The organism is Acinetobacter oleivorans DR1, from assembly GCF_000196795.1.
GTDB lineage: Bacteria > Pseudomonadota > Gammaproteobacteria > Pseudomonadales > Moraxellaceae > Acinetobacter > Acinetobacter oleivorans.
Genome location: NC_014259.1, coordinates 1,419,396 through 1,438,401 on the forward strand (window position 1 = coordinate 1,419,396; position 19,006 = coordinate 1,438,401).

The window sequence follows — 19,006 nt, forward strand, 5'->3', positions numbered from 1 at the left end:
AAATAAAATTTTATTAGGTTTATTTTATGGCGGATGTAGAACAGCAGCCAACTTCGGCACCTCGCTCACCTAAGAAGCGGCGCATTTTGCGTAGTTTCCTGCTGACGATATTGATCATATTTTTATTATTAGCGTCTTCGTTAGTCATCATGATGTCAACAGATCGTGGAAGTCGTTTTTTATTAGATCGGGTTTTAGAAGCTCAGAAAATAATTAAATATGAATACGAAGGCGGAAACTTACTGCGCGGAATTATTCTTAAGAATGTTTTGGTGCAATTAACGGAAGTTGATGTTTCATTAGACAGAGCTGACGTAGGCTTAGGTTGGCGCTCTTTATTATTAGAAAAAGAAGTACATTTAAGCCATGCAGATGTGCGTAATTTACGTATTATTAATAAAACACCGCCGTCTGGTAAGGCATTCGAATTTAAGCCAATTAAATTACCATTTGTTCTACGCGTCGATGAAGCTGATGTTGATCATTTAGAAATTAAGCTAGCAACCTCAGATGTAAATTTCCATGATGTTCACTTGCAAGATGCACTTTGGTCAGAGACTAAACTGGAATTTGAAAAATCCAGTATGGATATGGGGTATCTTTCAGTCCACAATGCCACAGGAAAAATGGATTTCAGTGGTAAATATCCATTAGATGCTACAGCAGATTTAAGAATCCCATCTTTAAAAAGTTTAAATATTCAAAATATTAAAGTCGTAGCACGTGGAAGTTTAGATACTTTAAAAGCTGGGGTTGCAACAACAACTCCCGATTTATTAACGGGTTGGGTGGTATTGCATCCTGTTCGTGATGAAGTTCCAATGCAAGGTGAGTTACTACTAAAAAATTATCACTTACCTTTATTGGTTGAACAAAAATTATTTGCCAAAAATGGTGTGATCAAGTTTCAAGGTGATATTAAACAACTTAATTTGGCTGTTGATACAGATTTAAAAGGTGAGAATTTACCTGAAGGCCAATATAACGCTTTAATGAATACTGATTTGGTTCATCAGTTGAATATCACTGATTTTAATGGCCAAGTCATGAAAGGCGCTGTTAACCTGAAAGGTTTAGTCAGCTGGAAAGATCATGTTACTTGGGATATCAAAGGCCGTTTAGACCATATTAATCCGAAGGACAAAGCCATTCCTCAGGTTGTACAAGACTTTTTACCGCCAAGTTTAGACGCAGCTGTTGCTTCAACTGGTTCCTTGGAAAAAGGTACTGAAGTATTTGCTAACGTTGACTTTGACCGTTATGAGTCTTGGAAGCTTAAGTTTAATCAGGCTCCTGAAAAAAATAATAAACCTCAACCAATGCTCATGAATGTAGCTTGGACGAAAATAGATCGTGCAATGCCTTATATTGGGTGGTTAAGTAGTGACAGTGGTCAGGTCGATTTAATGTTACGTGATGGCCAGCAAGATATTAAAGTTGCGACAAAAGTATATCAGCATGAAAAAACTTTATTGCCAGCAGGACAATATCTAGCCAATCTGAATGTTAAAGATAATATTTTAAATGTTCCTAATTTTAGTTTTGCTGCTGAAAAAGGTAGCTTAACTGGTCAGGCTAAAGTGTTTCTTCCGACTGAAAAACGTCAATTGGTTTGGAATGCATTATTAAATGCAAAAGATTTTAATCCACAAAGTATTCATGCGGCAGCACCTGTTAATCTTTTAAATGGTTCGATTAAAGCAAATGGTTTTGCTAAACCAAATCAGCAAATCATTCAATTTGAGAAAATTGATTTAACTGGTCGACTGGCTCAAGCAGGTCAAGAGACTGTTAGTTTGGGTGGGAAAAGTACCGCAGCATTATTATTCCATGATGTAAAAGCTGGTGGTGGCTTTAAAGGTTTTGCGGTTAATTATGATGGATCTTTAAAAGCCCTAAAACAGGCAAATGGTTTATTGAAGTTTTCTATAGCGGGCACACCAGATTTTATTCGAATTAACCAGCTACAGCATGATGGTGTCGCTGGGAAAATCTATGCAACAGGTTCTGTAAATTTGAAAGATCGCATTGCATGGGATATTAATAGTTCATTGGTGCGCTTTAAACCTCAATATTTTACCTCAGCTGTAAAAGGTGAAATTTCAGGTAATCTGAAAACTCAAGGGGTGTGGGCAGATCATTTAAAACGAATTAATATTCAACAACTGAATCTTGCTGGCTTTATAAATAATAAGCCTGTTAGAGGTAAGGGTAATCTATCTTTATTGATGGACTCTAACCAAAACGGCTTTTTACCTCAGCAATTTGAAGCAAATAATTTATTTTTAGTCTATGGGCAGAATCAGCTACAAGCGACAGGTAATGCTCAAAATCTAAAAATCAAGCTCAATGCACCAGCACTTTACGAGTTATACCCAGGATTACGCGGTCGAGCTTATGGTGATCTGAATGTACAATCACAGCCACGTTTAAAAGCAACAGCAAATATTGCCGTAGATGATTTTGCTTTTAATACTTTAGTGAGCGTGAAGAGATTGAGTATTCAGGGTGAACTTCCAACATCGGAAACAACGCCAACTCAATTAACCGCAAAATTAGATAATTTACGTAGTGGAAATAGACAAATTCAGTCCGCTGAAGTGAATCTGACAGGAACAAGAAAAGCGCATTTATTGAAAGTACTTGGCAATAATAGTATTTCTAAGTTCTATGTTCAGTTAGCAGGTGGGTTTAACCAGAACAATGATTGGTTAGGTCAAATCCAAAAAGGTAGTTTTGATTCAAGACGTATTCGTCTTGCACAAAATCAAAATGCTCCGGTGATTTATTCTTCTGCAAGATCTGAGCTATATGTAGGTCAACATTGTTGGCAAAGTGCGAATAGCCAGCTCTGCTTTGATCAGCCAGTACGAGTAAGTAAGGCTCGCGGTAATATTTCGTTTGTAACCCAAAACATGGATTTAAGTGACTTCGCGGCATTTATGCCAGAAGGCTTGGCGATGACTGGGCAATTAAATGGTTATGCTAAGGCTGCGTGGGTAAATGGTGGACATCCAAAACTTGATGCACGTTTAATTACGCGTAAAGGTGAAATTGGTTTGGCTGCTGAAGATCCACAAGATCCTGCAACCACGCTGGCTTATGATGAGCTGGGTGTTATTGCAAAAAGTGTATCTGAAGGACTGTTATTCCGTGTTGATGTGAAAACACCTGATATTGGTACGGGTTATGCGAACGTCATTATCAATCCATTCCAGCCATCAATGCCAATGCATGGTGAAGTCGCATTTAATGATGTTCAATTAAAAGTCTTAAAACCATTTATTCAAGATGTCCGAAAGCTGAGTGGTACCTTAGCTTTAGCAGGTAAAGTCAACGGTACATTAACTCAGCCACAATTTACTGGTGAAATGCGTTTGAAAAATGGCGCAATCAGTATGATTTCGCTTCCAGTTAATTTAACGAATGTTCAGGTTTACTCATCAATTCGTCAGGACATGGCAACAATTGATGGTGCGTTTAACAGCGGTCAAGGTGTAGGGCTTTTAAAAGGTAGTTTTGAATGGAAAGATTCGCCACGTCTTCAATTAAACCTCAAAGGTGATAATTTACTTGTACGTCAGGCTCCGTTAATTACTGCAATTGCTAATCCAAACCTTACACTTGATATGTATCCTTTCGATAAGCGTTTAAGCTTAAAAGGATCGGTAGATGTTCCTCGTGCACGTATTTCAATGCCAGAAACAACTGCTCCAGTCATTAACACCTCATCAGATGTTCGCATAGTTCGACAAGGCCAAGATCCGCTTGCAATTTTACGAGCTGCTAAACCTTGGGATATTCGAGCTGATATTGCTGTTAATATTGGAAACCAAGTGATATTCCAAGGCTTCAATAGTAATATTCCATTAGTTGGTCGTTTAAATTTAAGCCAACGTGGCTACGAGACTGCAATGCGAGCGAATGGAGCAATTGGTGTCAGCCAAAAAGTGAAAATCGAAGCCTATGGACAAAGTCTAGATTTGAATCGAGCAATTGCGCGTTTTAATGGTCCATTGGCAAATCCGACTTTAGATATCGATGCAAACAAAAATGTTCAGGGTAGTATGGTTGGGGTACGTGTTACAGGTACTGCAACATCGCCGAACATTCAGGTTTACAATGATGCCGGACTATCTGAGCAAGAAGCATTGAATGCACTCGTTACGGGACGTATTAATGAAGGTTCAAGTGGTTTAAGTAATGCAGAAGGATTTAAGTCCGATGTAAATAACACCATTGCTGCCGCAGGGATTAGTATGGGCTTGGGTGGTACACGTGCTTTAACGAATCAGATTGGACGTACTTTCGGTTTGAGTGGCTTAGCTCTAGATGCACAAGGTACGGGTGAAGATACGCAGGTGAGCTTAACGGGTTATATCACACCTGATCTATTTATTCGTTATGGTGTTGGCGTATTCACTCCAGTGAACAAACTGACTTTACGTTATCAAATGAATCGACGTTTATACTTAGAAGCAAGTCAGTCTTTAGAAAGAGCGATCGATCTTTTCTATAACTGGCGTTTCTAGTAGATGGAAATTAAACATTAGAAAGTACCTTTGTACCTATAATGATTTGATTAGTCTCAAGTAATAACGAAATAAAAGCTCACTTCTTAGTGGGCTTTTATTTTAAGCGCTTCTATAGAATTTAAAAAATTGAATATTTATCGATATAGAGTATCGATTCTCTTAAAAAGAACTAAAGCTTGCAGGGGCTTTTAATTAAAGAAAACTCACTTGAAAATTACTATTTTATAAATTAGTTTTCAGAATCATTAAATGAAACTAAATTGATAATACCTTGTTGATAAGTGCAAATAAGGTGGTTTTTTCCAAGGATATAGCAGTGAAAATAGATACTTCTGTTGAAATTAAATATGACAAGGAAAACGATACAAATACTAAATATCGTGGGCTAATTCAAAAACTAACAGCAACATTGTCGATGACACTTTTGTCATTTGGATGGGGTTCTAGCGTAAATGCTGCACAACAACAAATTGCTTTAGTAGGGACATGGACATCGATCCCTAATGCACCACTTGCGCAAAAACCAAAACAAGCCAGTGAAGGTTTGTACCAGTTTAAAGTGAACAGCGATGGCACATTAACTCATGTTAATGTCTTGAAAATGAAAAGCCCTTCTTGGATTGTGAAATCGAAAGATAGCCGCTTTGCCTATACCACTAATGAAGAAAATGAAGGAGCGGTGACTGCATTATCAATTCAAAATGGAAAGGTGAATGTGTTGAACACAGTGGATAGCCATGGTGGACATCCAACACACGCATCAATTAGTTTAGATGGCAAATTCCTATTTGTGTCGAACTATTCCGCATTTGATAAAGGTCGTGGTGGGGTAGCTGTTTTTCCAATTTTGCCAAACGGTCATTTAGGTGAAAAAGTACAAAATATTGTTTTTAGCGAAGGTTCTGGTCACGTCAAAGGTCGTCAGGACAGTGGTCATGCGCATTCGACCACATTTAGTCCAGATGGTAAGTATCTATATGCAAGCGATCTTGGAAATGACAAAGTCTATACTTTTCACTATAACCCAAATAAATCTCAACCACTCCAAGCAGACAATAGCCGAGATGTGACTTTTAGGCATGGTTCTGGCCCACGTCATATGGTCTTTTCACCAAATGGCAAACATGCATACGTTACCGCAGAAATGCGAAGCGAAATTGTGACATTTAATGTGCAAGATGGTCATTTGAAAAAAGTGGCTGAGTTAAAACTAATTCATGAAGACAAAACACCTGAATTTAAGAGCGCGAGTGGAATTATTCTTAGTCCAAATGGCAAATATGTGATTGCTGCTAACCGAGGGGCAGACAACAAACTTTTGGTATTTAAAATTCAGCAGAATGGATTGCTAGCTAAACCAGAAGTTTATAAAGCTAATGGTATTGAACCACGTGCTTTCTCATTCGATGCATCGGGTAAATATCTATATGTAACCAATGTTTATAGTAATAACATTAGCTTGTTCCGTTTTGATGCCAACAAAGGCACCTTAAAACCCGTTGGCGATGCAGCAAAAATATCAACACCGACTGATATCAAATTTTTTAATTAACTCAAACTAGCATTTCTAATGCTTGATATAAAAAAGGCCGAGGGGAAATCATCTCGGTTTTTTTGACTGTTTTTGCAAAAATGATGATTTTCCGTATGATATGGGCAGCAATAATTAGTGTAGTGAAATGATGAAAAAGATTTTATTGATTGCAGTGAGTTTATTTTTTGTTGGTTGTTCAGAGAAGAAGCCATTAACACCTGAAGAGCAATGGCATGGCTTTTGTACTAGCGTAGGAAATGCGGCTAGAAGCATTGTTTTTGACCGTCAGCAAGCAATTGAAAAAACTCAGGCCGTTGAGCATGCAAATAAAATTGAAGATGATATTACCAAAAAGTTCATTCTTAATATTATTGACAAAGTCTATGCGATTCCAAAAGAAGAATTAACTCAAGATTCTCAAGCACTCCAAGAAAAAGTTAGAAAGCAAGCGATGGATGAATGTTTGATAACGCCTCATGACAAAATGCCAAAATATAAATCGTTCTAATTGTGTAAGGTTATTGAATTTCCTCTCTTGAGGGGTGTTTTTGCTCAAAAACAATCCAAATTTAGCTAATTTGTTCGTTATTTATACATGGGTATTTAGATACAAAATAATGGGCATCACGGAGAAACACCCCGTTTTCATTAACTTTTACCTTGAACTCTAGTAAACTTTTGTAGTCCATATTACTTGTGAAGCTTTTTAAGAAAGCTGGAATTTGCAAGTAATTTTTCAAAAAAAGAGGAATGAACACCGTGCTAGAAGCTTACCGCCAACACGTTGAAGAACGTGCCGCACTCGGAGTCCCACCGAAGCCACTTGATGATGCTCAAACAGCTCAGCTTGTTGAACTATTAAAAAATCCACCAGCAGGCGAAGAAGCGTTCTTGGTTGATTTGCTTGAAAACCGTGTTCCTGCAGGTGTTGACCAAGCAGCTTACGTAAAGGCAGCGTTCTTGGCAGCGATTGCAAAAGGCGAAGCAACTTCACCACTCGTTTCTAAAGAACGTGCAGTTTACTTACTTGGCACAATGCTTGGTGGTTATAACGTAGCGCCACTTGTTGAGCTTCTTGACGATGCTGAACTTGCAAACCTAGCTGCTGAAGCATTAAAGAAAACACTTCTTGTATTTGATGCATTCCATGACGTAGCAGATAAAGCAAAAGCTGGTAACGCTGCAGCTAAAGCTGTTTTACAATCTTGGGCAGAAGCAGAATGGTTCACTAGCCGTCCTGATGTTCCAGAAGAAATCAAAATCACTGTGTTCAAAGTAACTGGTGAAACAAATACTGATGACTTGTCTCCAGCTCAAGATGCTTGGAGCCGTCCAGATATCCCATTACATGCAAATGCAATGTTGAAAAACGAGCGTGATGGTATCAACCCTGAAAAACCAGGTGAAGTTGGTCCATTAAGCCAAATCAAAGAACTCATCGCGAAAGGCAACCAAGTTGCTTATGTTGGTGACGTTGTTGGTACAGGTTCTTCTCGTAAATCTGCAACTAACTCTGTACTTTGGTTCTTCGGTGACGAACTTCCACACATTCCAAACAAAAAAGACGGTGGTGTGTGCTTAGGTTCTAAAATCGCTCCAATTTTCTTTAATACAATGGAAGATGCAGGTGCATTACCTGTTGAAATCGACGTTGCTAACATGAACATGGGCGACGAAGTTGTATTGAAAATTGACCACGCTGCTGCAAAAGTTACTGCTTTTAAAGATGGCGTACAAATTTCAGAAGCAGAACTTAAAACTCCAGTACTTTTAGACGAAGTACGTGCTGGTGGTCGTATTAACTTGATCATTGGTCGTGGTTTAACTGCTAAAGCACGTGAAGAATTAGGTCTTGCACCTTCTACATTGTTCCGTACACCTGTACAACCTGCTGACACTGGTAAAGGCTTCACGCAAGCTCAGAAAATGGTTGGTCGTGCATGTGGTTTAGCTGAAGGTCAAGGTATCCGTCCGGGTACTTACTGTGAACCTAAGATGACTACAGTTGGTTCTCAAGATACAACTGGTCCTATGACTCGTGACGAGTTAAAAGACTTAGCTTGCTTGGGCTTCTCTGCGGACTTGGTAATGCAGTCTTTCTGTCACACTGCTGCGTATCCAAAACCAGTTGACGTAACAACTCACCATACATTACCTGACTTCATCATGAACCGTGGTGGTGTATCTTTACGTCCAGGTGACGGTATTATCCACTCTTGGTTAAACCGTATGTTACTTCCAGATACAGTAGGTACTGGTGGTGACTCACATACTCGTTTCCCAATCGGTATTTCATTCCCAGCGGGTTCTGGTCTGGTTGCGTTCGCAGCTGCAACTGGTGTTATGCCACTTGACATGCCAGAGTCTGTACTTGTTAAGTTCAAAGGTAAAATGCAACCTGGTATCACTTTACGTGACCTTGTACATGCAATTCCTTACTACGCAATTCAAGCGGGTGACTTAACTGTAGAGAAGAAAGGTAAGAAAAACATCTTCTCTGGTCGTATCCTTGAGATTGATTTGTCAGAAATGGAAAATGACTTGACTGTTGAGCAAGCATTCGAACTTTCTGATGCTTCTGCTGAACGTTCTGCTGCTGGCTGTTCAATCACACTTTCTGAAGAGAAAGTTGCTGAATACTTGCGTTCTAACATCACCATGTTGAAGTGGATGATCGCAGAAGGTTATGGCGATGCTCGTACAATGGCGCGCCGTGCTGAAAACATGCAGAAGTGGTTAGACAACCCAAGCTTGTTAAAAGCTGATGCTGATGCAGAATACTTAAAAGTTTACGAAATCGATCTTGCTGACATCAAAGAACCAATTCTTTGCTGCCCGAACGATCCAGACGACGCGAAACTTCTTTCTGACGTTCAAGGCGACAAAATTGATGAAGTATTCATCGGTTCTTGTATGACGAACATCGGTCACTTCCGTGCAGCGGGTCAGTTACTTGATAAAGTACCTGGTGGTTCATTGTCTACTCGTTTATGGTTGGCTCCACCAACTCGTATGGACGAGCACCAATTAATGGAAGAAGGCTTGTATAACATCTATGGTCGTGCTGGTGCGCGTACAGAGATGCCAGGCTGTTCATTATGTATGGGTAACCAAGCACGTGTAGCACCGAACACAACATGTGTATCGACTTCTACTCGTAACTTCCCGAACCGTTTAGGTCAAGGTGCAAACGTTTACTTAGCTTCTGCTGAGCTTGCATCTGTAGCTGCGGTTCTTGGTAAATTACCAAGCCCAGAAGAATATCAACAGTACGCGTCGCAAATCGATAGCGCTTCTGCTGACATCTACAAATACTTAAACTTCGACAAGATGAGCGAATATACTAAAGAAGCTGATCAAGTTGATACTAAGAAAATCCAAGCTGCTCAATTGACTTAATTTGTTGATTTAGCTAAAAATAAGGGCTGATTAATCAGCCCTTATTTTTTTATAATGAAAAGCATTTTAAATATAGAAAAAAATATTTTTGAATTAGAAAATATTTTGAATAAAAAACAAAAAATTGAAGAGTTGGAAAGCTCAATTCAGCAATTATTCTCCCTAATATTAAAAGATTATCCTTATCTAAAATTACCGACGTTTTCAATAATTCCAACAAGGGCTCTAGAGTTTATTGTTTGGTATCAAGACCCAAATGCCATTACTGAAACCTTATTAATTAAGCAAAATAGTTTTACTGCCTATCTATGGAGATGTGATGATGAAAAATGGTATTTAGATGATTTATATTCTGAACCGCGCGAAATCGCCTCTAAATTAATCAAACATATACCTGTCTTTTATTCAATTCCTGAGAATCCTAAAGAGGTGAAGCATTTACTTGAAATTGGAATAATGCATTTTAACGAGATTTTATTCCCCATTTTTTCAAACAGAACGTTAGAGGACAGTAGAGAAGTATTGACATGGGATGATCACTTTTTATTAGTCGGTACTCAATTGACCAATCTTAAACTTTATAGTCATGAAGAGTGGAATGCCTTGATCGATAGAGAGAATTCTTATTTAAATTAAAATTAGGCAAAAGATTTTTAAGATTAAGAGATATCTATACTGATGGTAATATTATTTATACATTGGCATTTAAATTTAGAGAAACATTCCTATTAATATAAGAATGTTCCTCCATATTTATAAAATCACCAATAACCCAACACTTTCCACCAAAGTCCGCCAATCACTACAAAAATAATGATATTAACCACGCTCATGACAAAGCCAGCTTTCCACCATTCACCAAGTGTGGTGTAGCCTGAACCAAACACAACAGGGGAAGTGCCAGTCGCATAATGGGTTAAGGTCATCATAATGCTAGAAGCTGCTGCCATCATTAAAGCAAAGAGCATTGGCGGTGCACCAAGTGCAAGTCCTGCCGTATAAAAGGCTGCAAACATGGCGGTAATATGCGCCGTGGTGCTAGCAAACATATAATGTGCATAGAGATAAGCAAGCATTAATAATAAACAAGCAGGCATCCAGCTTAGACCTAAATGACCAATACTGGTTTCTAACATACTCGAGAACCACGTGATTAAACCAAGCTTATTTAAATAAGTTGCCATCATGACTAATGCAGCGAACCAAGTAATTGTATCCCATGCGTTCTTTTGCGTCAGAATATCATCCCAAGTGAGCACACCTGTAAGTAGCAATAATCCTAAACCAATAAAAGCAGTCGTCGTTGGGTCAACAGCCCAAGCAGAGCCCAAAAGCATGGCGGGAATTCCTGCCCATAACATCAATAAAATACCGAATACACCAAGCATGATGATTTCATTTTTACTGACTGGGCCCATTTCTTTTAATTTACTTTTAGCAAACTGAGCTGCATTAGGTGTTTCTTTGACTTCGGGTGGATACATCAAATACATAATCAAAGGCATAATAATTAAAGCAATCAAACCAGGCAGTAACATTGCCAGTGCCCAAGTACTCCAACTCAATGAAATTTCACTATTGGTCGCCTTTGCCACTAAATCAACGACTAATGGGTTAGGGGCAGTTGCCGTAATGAACATTGCAGAGGTAATCGGGTTGGCTTGGTAGTTAACTAATGATAGATATTTTCCCATCCGACCTTCGGTACCTTTAGCAGGATCAGAATCATAACTAGTAGAAATTGCCAGTACAATCGGATGAATTATTCCACCACCACGAGCCGTATTACTTGGCGTTACAGGGGCGAGAATGAGTTCTGAAAGTACCATGCTATAGCCAATCCCAATGGTTTTCTTGCCCCAAACTGCGATAAATAAATAGCCTAACCTTGCACCCAATCCAGTTTTTTGCAAACCTTTAGAGATCATAATGGAGATACCAATCAACCAGATGAGTGGGTTAGCAAAGCTACTAAGGGCATCTTGAATTGCACCGCTTGGGCTCGTGTTAGTCACACCAGTAATAGCGACTAAAGTTATTGCAATAATGGCAATGGCACCAATTGGCATCGCTTTACCGATGATTGCGGCAATTACACCGACAAACATCGCTAACAAATGCCAAGCATCAGGATCAACACCATTTGGTACAGGAATCACGAACCAGATTAACAATGTAATAAATAAAGAAATAAGTGTAGGGAGGGCTTTAAATCCCATGTAATTTCCCCTTGTTTTCATATGATTAAGAATTAAAGTTCTTTATGAGTAAATCGCTAAAGACATAAGTATTAAAGTTCTATTATCGATTAAATGATTCAAGAATTCAAAAAATCACAAGCAATAAGTACTAGCTTTCATTTCTATGAAAACGTCATTCTTTTAAGTTAAATATTTCTTAATTTAAACTTAAATTATTAATTTTTTCTGAACTTTTAACTCTGAAATGGATGTCAGAATGATAAATTCTTTGTATAGATATCAGTCTAATAAATAGTACTTAGTATGGTTAATTTTAAAAAAAGCTATAAAGATATCTAATTAAATTAATATATTCTAATACTAATTTTTAGAAAATATTAAAGATCAAAAAATAAATTATATATCTAGATTAAGGTATAACGGGTGTAAAAAATTATTAAATAAAATAACTTAGATATAATATTGGATAAAAATTGGTCTTTCTGAGTTGTTGGTTTTATTGAAAGCGTGAAATGAGTCATGAGTTTATTTAAAAACGTTAAATATATCATTTTAAAATTTGATATATATAAAATTGAATATAGTAGTAGTAATTAACTGGTTTTTTGTTTTAAAATAATTAAACGAACTTAAAAATAATTAAAAAAAATATGGGTATTTTATATAGGGAATTTGAGAATGCTAAAGACAATAGTTGAATTTAAATTTGATGATTATCAACTATATGAACAAAAAATAAACTCCAGCGAAGGAGGAATTTTAGTTCAAAAAACTGAAGACATCGCGCAATATATTTTTAGTATATTGAGAAATAGATATCATTTAAATGTTGAACTATATAGTGAAAATTGGGGATGGCAAATTGAAATTCCATTGCCTGAAATAACGATGTATCTGGGAATAAGTGTCTATGAAGAATATAGAAATGGATTCGCAATTTTTATTTCACCCAATACACCTATTTTAAGAAAGTTTTTATTTCGAAAAATTGATATTACCCATCATATTATGGTGCTGCAAAATTATATAAATATTATCTTAAAATCACATCCAGGAATCTATGATGTGATGTGGTGGAAAGAAAATGAATTCCGATGTGTAGCGGCGAGCTGAAGTAGAAAAATATAAAATTTTAATTATCGAAGCGTGTTAAGGAAAATTTATTAAAGACCGTATTGGTGAATAGGCAGTGAGAGCTTACTATATCTACAATATCAAGTGGTCAGATCAATATGCAAAATTCAGCGTTGAAGGGATTGCGTAAGTTTTTCTATAATAATCTTCATAATCATGACTATGAAACTACCGTAAGTAGATGTATTAATTATTTTTTAGTTGTTTTAATTGTTGGTAATGTCGCTGCCGTTTTATTAGAAACAGTAAATGATTTGTACACAAGCTATCGTGTTTGGTTCGACTATTTTGAAGCTATTTCAATTGCAATTTTTAGTATTGAATATTTATTAAGATTGTGGAGTGTTGCAGATCGAGATACGACACAATCTGCATGGAAAATTCGCTTGAACTGGATGAAAAGCGGGGAAGCAATTATTGATTTGATGGCAATTTTGCCTGCCTATCTCAATTTCTTTGTACGAATTGATCTTCGTATGCTCAGAATCTTACGTTTGCTTCGTTTATTAAAATTAACACGCTATTTCATCTCACTACAGATATTGTTATGCGTGATCAAACGGGAGAAAGGTTCTTTTCAGGCAGTTATTTTTATTTTAATCATTATGATTATTATGACCGCTTCTGGAATTTATGTGGTTGAAAACAAGGCTCAGCCAGAAGCTTTTAGTTCAATACCTAAATCTATGTGGTGGGCTGTAGTGACTTTAACCACAGTGGGTTATGGCGATGTAACACCAGTGACAAGTTTAGGAAAGTTATTGGGGGCACTCATTACAATTTTGGGTGTTGGTATTGCGGCTTTACCAGCTGGTATTTTGGCATCGGGGCTTGCAAATGAACTTAACCAGCGTAATCAAAGGCTAGAGCAAGAATTTCGTGAATTACTTCAAGTACGAGGCATTGATATTTTACATGATGAAGTTGAAATAGAACGAATCCGTCAAAAAGTAGGTTTACCCAAAGAGCAGGCGCATAACCTGATTGTTCAAATTATGCGAGAAAAAGTATTAGAACAAGAAGAGTCCGTCAGAGAGAAAAAATGTTATTGTCCACACTGTGGTGGAAAGCTAACTGATTAGAAATAATAAGTTAGCATCTGCTTTGATTAAATTTACTTACTGGCTTTTTCAACAGCAAATGCAATAAGTAAAATGATAAGACCACCGAGACTCAAAACAAAACCTACCCAGATTGGCGCGATCCAACCCATTTGGTGGCTGAGTACCCATCCACCTAAAAATGCACCTAATGCATTGGCCATATTAAAGGCAGAGTGGTTAAGTGAGGCTGCTAATGTTTGGGCATCGCCTGCAACATCCATTAGACGGGTTTGCAAAGCTCCGCCTAATCCCATTACGGTGAGACCAATCAAAAATAATGAAGCAATAGCACTATAGATATTACTCATTAAGAAACTGGCAACAACAAAAGCGATTGCTGAACTAATTAATACACCTACAATCGTTTTGTTTAGGTTTTTATCAGCAAGCCATCCCGCTGCTAAACCACCAATAACCATACCGATACCCCAGATAGCTAAAGCGATAGGGACAATTTGGATATTAACTTGAGTATATTCAGTCAAAATTGGTGAGACATAACTATAAACAGAAAACATGCCTCCAAAACCGATAGCACCTACCGCTAGTGTTAGCCACATATTGATATTTTTAAGGCCAGCTAACTCTGTTTTTATACTCGCAGTAGCTTGGACTGGAATATTGGGTACAAAGAAGCCAACAGCAATTAAAGTAACGAATGCAATGGTTGCTGAAAATTCAAAACCTGCTCTCCAGCCAAAATTTTGACCTAACCACGTTGCGAGAGGAACACCAATTACAGTTGCCACTGTAAGACCCATCATCATTTGGGCAACCGCAGAAGCTCTTCTTGATGGACCCGCTAGTTCTGCTGCAACTAAGGCACCCACTCCAAAATATGCTCCGTGTGGTAAACCTGCAATGAAACGTGAGATTAAAACAGTTTCAGGTGTATGAGCTAAAGCAGTACAGGCATTAGCTACACCATAAAAAAGCATTAAGCCAAGCAACAACGTTTTTCTCGGAACTTTGGCTCCGAGAATAGCAATGATAGGAGCACCAATAACTACACCTAATGCATAGGCACTAATAAAGTGGCCAGCTTCAGGTACTGTAATATGTAAATTATTTGCAATTTCTTGAATCAGTCCCATTGCGACGAATTCGGTAGTTCCAATACAAAAACCACCTACAGCGAGAGAGAAAATTGCTAAAAAGAGAGAATAGTGTTGATGTGTAGAAAGAGGGGATTGCGGGGACGCCATAATAAGTTAAGGGAAGACACAAAAAAAGAGAAGTATAAGGGAAAAGAGAACAGAATAATAAAAAACTAAAATATTGAGAAAATGATTACGTATTTAAATGAGGTAAATTTAAATTTTTATATGAAATAATTCATCGAAAAACTTTTAAAAATTATATATGATTAGCGCGTAATACTTTAAGCATTACAACAAGTTGTATAAATATCTAAAAAAAGAGATGCTAAAACGTGAGAAAATTATTTATTACCTGCCTTATGGGTATGGCTATGTTATCTATGTCTGGTTGCGCAGTATTTATGGCGGGTAATCAACCAAGTAAAAAAAATTTAAATGTTCTAAATCCAGGCAGTTCTCGTAATTATGTGATTGCTGAGTTTGGTGCGCCTGTACTTTCAGAATACCGTGATGGAACACGCGTTGAGATCTATACTTTTCAGCAAGGTTATTCAAAGTGGGTGAAAGTCGGCAGAGCTTTTGGTCATGGTGTGGCAGATGTGGCTTCAATCGGCCTTTGGGAAGTATTTGGGACTCCGACAGAAGCATATTTTAATGGTAAAGAAACTTCATACGAAGTATCTTACGGACCAGATGATTTAGTGAAAAGCTATAAGCTAATTGATTTCGATCAGACATTTCCAAAGATAAAGCAGCAATAAAATCAAATTAAATAAGAAAAGACCTTCGGGTCTTTTTGTATGTAAAATTAAATCTATTAATGATAATAAGAATTATTTTTATTTGTGTATACTATATTCGCTTATATTTTGTCTGATTTTTCAACTTTGCATACAACAGGATTTTGTAATAATGAATAGATTTCTAATGACGTCACTTGCATTGATATGTACAACGGGCTTTGCTCATGAACCTTATGTAGCGCCTGTAGCTTATAAAACTGAACAGACTCAAGTACCTGTAATTGCTGGTTATGCTGAAGAAGCATTAAATAGTGAATATGCCTTAAAGGATGCCAAGCTTACTGTAATTACACCTAAAAATGAGCTTAAAACCGTCAACTCAGAAGTTATGCATAAGTCTGTAACTGTTTTTGATGTAGATCTACCTGAAGAGGGCACATACATTGTTCAAACTCAGGCGAGTTATCCTTTGAAATATGTATATGACCAAAAAGAATGGCATCTATTTGTTGATATGCCAGCTGATAAAGCACCATCGAAAGCAGAACGTGAATATTTGATTCCGACTGACCTTAAAACAAAAACAATTAAAACAGAACAAGTAACACGTGAGTGGATATTGCAGAGTTATCTTTCTAAGGGAAAAATTTCAGATATTCAGCTTCCTAATACACCGATTAAAGTTAGTTTCTCTGTGCATCCAAACCAGATTAAAGCTGCTCAACCAGTTAAATTAGCTATAACTGAAAAGGGCCAGCCTTTAGCTTATGCTGAAGTTAATGTAAGAGAAAAGGGTGTGACTGACAAACAAGTGCAGCAGTTTAAGGTAGAAAAGAATGGTCAGGTCGAGCTTAGCTTTCCAAAAGCTGGAGAGTACTTAGTAGAAGTAACAGCTCCTCTAAATTTGAAATTAAAACCTAAAGATCAGAGTTATACGATTATTAGTTTAAATGTATTAGCACAGTAGTTTTTAGTTTTTTATAAAAATAGACCTAATAAAGGTCTATTTTTGTCTTATGCTTTTTAACCACTTTTAAAATTTTTATAAAATCGTTTTAATTTTCCTTTATTTTTGAAGATACCTACATTCATCCCATGTAAAAATAGTGAAATAAAATTCATGTTGAGACAAACTAACTAATTTTGTGTTAAAGTGAATGAAATTCATTAATGAAGATTTGTCGAAAATTTTATGGAAAAGCAAACATGAGCTTTACCCATTTATAGATAAATCTCTTTTTGTAGGCTTGTGCTCATGTTAGAAATACGACACCTTAAAACTCTAGTTGCTTTACGCGAGCATGGTTCATTAGTTTCGGCAGCAAATGACCTTTGTTTAACGCCATCTGCCATTTCCCATCAATTAAAAGAATTAGATCATTGGTATGGGGTAGAGGTTGTTAATCGTCGAAGCAGACCTGTTAGTTTTTCTAATGTTGGACAGCGCTTATTAAAGTTAGCAGATGATGTTTTGCCACAAATTCAGATTACCCACAGTGATATCACGCGTATTGTGCATGGGCAGACTGGCAGAATTATTTTTTCATCGGAATGTCATAGTTGTTTTGACTGGTTAATGCCTTTATTAAATCAATATCGCCAGCAATACCCAGATGTCGATTTAGACTTCGCTTCAGGTTTTGAAGCCAATCCGCATGAACTCTTGCAAAATGCAGAATTTGATTTACTGATTACAGCTGATCCAATTGCGTTAAAAGGAATTGAGTATTTTCCGATTTTTGAATATGAATCACGGTTAGTCTTATCAAATACGCATCCTTTGGTACGAGCTGAAAATATTACAGTTCAAGAGTTGGCCGAAGAAGTTTTAATTACTTATCCTGTTGATAAGCACCGTTTAGATATCATGTCTAAACTTTTCATTCCTGCGAATATTCAGCCTAGGCAAATACGAACAACTGATTTAACACAAATGCTTATTCAGCTTGTTGCAAGTGGACGAGGTATTGCTGCTTTACCTGATTGGGTAGTAAATGAATATGAACAAAAAGGTTGGGTCACAAGCCGCCGTTTAGATTGTGTTTCTCCTACAGGTTTAAGACGAACTTTATATGCGGGTTATCGAACTGAAGAAAAAGAAAAAAGTTATTTTGAAGGATTTTTAAAGCAGTTAGAAAAGTTCTCTTTGAAACGGAATGCATATTATTCTGGCTAAAAATAAAAATTTAGCCTAAGTGTTAAAAAGGTGCTTAATTGCACCTTTTTTATATCGACTTCTTATTTACCAATAAATAAAGAGAGTAAGCCTGCCGCAATCAGAGGACCGACTGGTACACCACGGAGTAAAGCAACACCAGCAACTGTACCAATCAGTAAGCCTGCAACCACGTCAGGTTGGCTTGACATTAGTTTTACTCCACGACCACCCAACCAAGCGACTAATAAGCCAATTGCAATAGCCAGAAGTGATTTAAAACTAACAAATGACTTTAAAATACTCTCCCCACTGAGCTTCCCACTGGCAATGGGAGTAAGTACACCAATCGTTAAAATAAGAATTCCTAAATTAAGACCGTGAGCTTGAATATAGGGGAAAAACTCATTTAATGGCGTAATTTTAACGACAATGAGCACACCGGCTGCAATCGTTACAGCTGCATTTTGACTTAATAAGCCGCAGATCAACAGAACGAGTAGAACAACTAAATTAACATCAAATTGGGCAAGCATGGGGAGTGCGGAGGAAGTAAATAAATGGAATTGTATAATATTTAAGACACGTAATGTGAATGCTTTAAAAGATATAGCCGATTTTAAATCTTATTTTTAAGAATAAATGATTGTATATCTCTCAATCCTAAAGAGTTTTAATTTCTGGTTACGCTTGGAAACAATGTTATATAAATTAACAAGTTAAAAATTTTAGTTTTTAAAAATTGTGATATAAAAATAGTCATTACTCATGAGTACAGGACAGATTTATGGACATTATAGATATCAAAATCAAAGATCAGTTTGATCAGATTCATGATGCAAAAGCGCAACTAAAGAAAAATTTAGTTGAACATGAGAATGAATCGTTAAAGCTGAGCCAACGTATTGAACATATTATTGTTGATAATGAAATTATTTTGCCTACTACCGAATTATTATTTGAAAGTGAACAGAACGAAAATATTTATCGAGTAGTCGAAGAATAGTGTGCGAGTTACATGAAGTAAATGTAAAGAGCTGCTCGTAGCGTTTAGTAAAAAGTGGAAACTACGTTAAAATAACAGCTTAGTTCTAATGAGAAA

At 36.9% G+C, this 19,006-nt stretch carries 14 protein-coding genes; 11 read left to right on the forward strand and 3 right to left on the reverse strand.

Annotated features, from left to right (window positions below; genetic code table 11):
• Window positions 1-26 precede the first annotated feature (26 nt).
• The 5 genes from AOLE_RS06640 to AOLE_RS06660 all read left to right on the forward strand — a co-directional run bounded on the left by AOLE_RS06640 (window position 27) and on the right by AOLE_RS06660 (window position 10,104).
• The gene (locus tag AOLE_RS06640; RefSeq protein ID WP_013197361.1) at window positions 27-4,532 is read left to right on the forward strand and encodes a translocation/assembly module TamB domain-containing protein; all 4,506 of its coding nucleotides are present in this window, start codon (window positions 27-29) and stop codon (window positions 4,530-4,532) included.
• Between the two features lie 319 nt (window positions 4,533-4,851).
• A complete protein-coding gene (locus AOLE_RS06645) occupies window positions 4,852-6,087 on the forward strand; it encodes a lactonase family protein (protein ID WP_013197362.1) in 1,236 nt (411 codons plus the stop codon).
• A gap of 127 nt (window positions 6,088-6,214) precedes the next feature.
• A complete protein-coding gene (locus AOLE_RS06650; RefSeq protein ID WP_004791531.1) occupies window positions 6,215-6,577 on the forward strand; it encodes a hypothetical protein in 363 nt (120 codons plus the stop codon).
• A 251-nt stretch (window positions 6,578-6,828) separates the two neighbouring features.
• Window positions 6,829-9,468 (forward strand): bifunctional aconitate hydratase 2/2-methylisocitrate dehydratase, encoded by a 2,640-nt coding sequence (locus AOLE_RS06655; RefSeq protein ID WP_005306651.1) that lies wholly within the window; start codon window positions 6,829-6,831, stop codon window positions 9,466-9,468.
• Window positions 9,469-9,522: 54 nt separating this feature from the next.
• The gene (locus AOLE_RS06660; RefSeq protein ID WP_013197364.1) at window positions 9,523-10,104 is read left to right on the forward strand and encodes a hypothetical protein; all 582 of its coding nucleotides are present in this window, start codon (window positions 9,523-9,525) and stop codon (window positions 10,102-10,104) included.
• Between the two features lie 125 nt (window positions 10,105-10,229).
• Here the strand turns inward: AOLE_RS06660 and AOLE_RS06665 are convergent, their stop codons facing one another.
• Window positions 10,230-11,687: a DASS family sodium-coupled anion symporter gene (locus AOLE_RS06665; protein ID WP_013197365.1), complete on the reverse strand. Its 1,458-nt coding sequence runs from the start codon at window positions 11,685-11,687 to the stop codon at window positions 10,230-10,232.
• 660 nt (window positions 11,688-12,347) lie between these two features.
• Here AOLE_RS06665 and AOLE_RS06670 point away from each other — a divergent pair.
• Both AOLE_RS06670 and AOLE_RS06675 read left to right on the forward strand, forming a co-directional pair.
• Window positions 12,348-12,782 carry a hypothetical protein gene (locus AOLE_RS06670; RefSeq protein ID WP_013197366.1) on the forward strand — a complete coding sequence of 145 codons (435 nt, stop codon included), beginning with the start codon at window positions 12,348-12,350 and terminating at the stop codon, window positions 12,780-12,782.
• 119 nt (window positions 12,783-12,901) lie between these two features.
• Entirely contained in the window at window positions 12,902-13,885 is a 984-nt protein-coding gene (locus tag AOLE_RS06675; RefSeq protein WP_013197367.1) for an ion transporter, read from the forward strand.
• A 32-nt stretch (window positions 13,886-13,917) separates the two neighbouring features.
• Here AOLE_RS06675 and AOLE_RS06680 read toward each other — a convergent pair whose 3' ends face one another.
• Window positions 13,918-15,111: an MFS transporter gene (locus AOLE_RS06680; RefSeq protein WP_023274179.1), complete on the reverse strand. Its 1,194-nt coding sequence runs from the start codon at window positions 15,109-15,111 to the stop codon at window positions 13,918-13,920.
• A 227-nt stretch (window positions 15,112-15,338) separates the two neighbouring features.
• On the opposite strand from AOLE_RS06680, the gene AOLE_RS06685 reads away from it, so the two are divergent.
• From AOLE_RS06685 to AOLE_RS06695, 3 genes are all read left to right on the forward strand, one after another.
• The gene (locus tag AOLE_RS06685) at window positions 15,339-15,767 is read left to right on the forward strand and encodes a hypothetical protein (RefSeq protein ID WP_005306633.1); all 429 of its coding nucleotides are present in this window, start codon (window positions 15,339-15,341) and stop codon (window positions 15,765-15,767) included.
• A gap of 151 nt (window positions 15,768-15,918) precedes the next feature.
• On the forward strand, window positions 15,919-16,716 hold the full coding sequence (locus AOLE_RS06690; protein WP_013197370.1) for a DUF4198 domain-containing protein: 798 nt from the start codon (window positions 15,919-15,921) through the stop codon (window positions 16,714-16,716).
• A 288-nt stretch (window positions 16,717-17,004) separates the two neighbouring features.
• Window positions 17,005-17,925, forward strand: coding sequence for a LysR family transcriptional regulator (locus AOLE_RS06695; protein WP_013197371.1), 921 nt, complete (start codon window positions 17,005-17,007; stop codon window positions 17,923-17,925).
• Between the two features lie 62 nt (window positions 17,926-17,987).
• Here the strand turns inward: AOLE_RS06695 and AOLE_RS06700 are convergent, their stop codons facing one another.
• Window positions 17,988-18,440 (reverse strand): DUF441 domain-containing protein, encoded by a 453-nt coding sequence (locus AOLE_RS06700; RefSeq protein ID WP_004791554.1) that lies wholly within the window; start codon window positions 18,438-18,440, stop codon window positions 17,988-17,990.
• Between the two features lie 251 nt (window positions 18,441-18,691).
• On the opposite strand from AOLE_RS06700, the gene AOLE_RS06705 reads away from it, so the two are divergent.
• Window positions 18,692-18,910: a hypothetical protein gene (locus tag AOLE_RS06705; RefSeq protein WP_004791556.1), complete on the forward strand. Its 219-nt coding sequence runs from the start codon at window positions 18,692-18,694 to the stop codon at window positions 18,908-18,910.
• Window positions 18,911-19,006: the final 96 nt, after the last annotated feature.

What these genes read in the sequence shown, in the direction of transcription:
- AOLE_RS06680 (WP_023274179.1), bottom strand. Translation starts at nt 15,111, where the DNA reads ATGGCGTCCCCGCAATCCCCTCTTTCTACACATCAACACTATTCTCTC.
- AOLE_RS06640 (WP_013197361.1), top strand. Translation starts at nt 27, where the DNA reads ATGGCGGATGTAGAACAGCAGCCAACTTCGGCACCTCGCTCACCTAAG.
- AOLE_RS06670 (WP_013197366.1), top strand. Translation starts at nt 12,348, where the DNA reads ATGCTAAAGACAATAGTTGAATTTAAATTTGATGATTATCAACTATAT.
- AOLE_RS06650 (WP_004791531.1), top strand. Translation starts at nt 6,215, where the DNA reads ATGATGAAAAAGATTTTATTGATTGCAGTGAGTTTATTTTTTGTTGGT.
- AOLE_RS06705 (WP_004791556.1), top strand. Translation starts at nt 18,692, where the DNA reads ATGGACATTATAGATATCAAAATCAAAGATCAGTTTGATCAGATTCAT.
- AOLE_RS06660 (WP_013197364.1), top strand. Translation starts at nt 9,523, where the DNA reads ATGAAAAGCATTTTAAATATAGAAAAAAATATTTTTGAATTAGAAAAT.
- AOLE_RS06700 (WP_004791554.1), bottom strand. Translation starts at nt 18,440, where the DNA reads ATGCTTGCCCAATTTGATGTTAATTTAGTTGTTCTACTCGTTCTGTTG.
- AOLE_RS06675 (WP_013197367.1), top strand. Translation starts at nt 12,902, where the DNA reads ATGCAAAATTCAGCGTTGAAGGGATTGCGTAAGTTTTTCTATAATAAT.
- AOLE_RS06695 (WP_013197371.1), top strand. Translation starts at nt 17,005, where the DNA reads ATGTTAGAAATACGACACCTTAAAACTCTAGTTGCTTTACGCGAGCAT.
- AOLE_RS06665 (WP_013197365.1), bottom strand. Translation starts at nt 11,687, where the DNA reads ATGGGATTTAAAGCCCTCCCTACACTTATTTCTTTATTTATTACATTG.
- AOLE_RS06690 (WP_013197370.1), top strand. Translation starts at nt 15,919, where the DNA reads ATGAATAGATTTCTAATGACGTCACTTGCATTGATATGTACAACGGGC.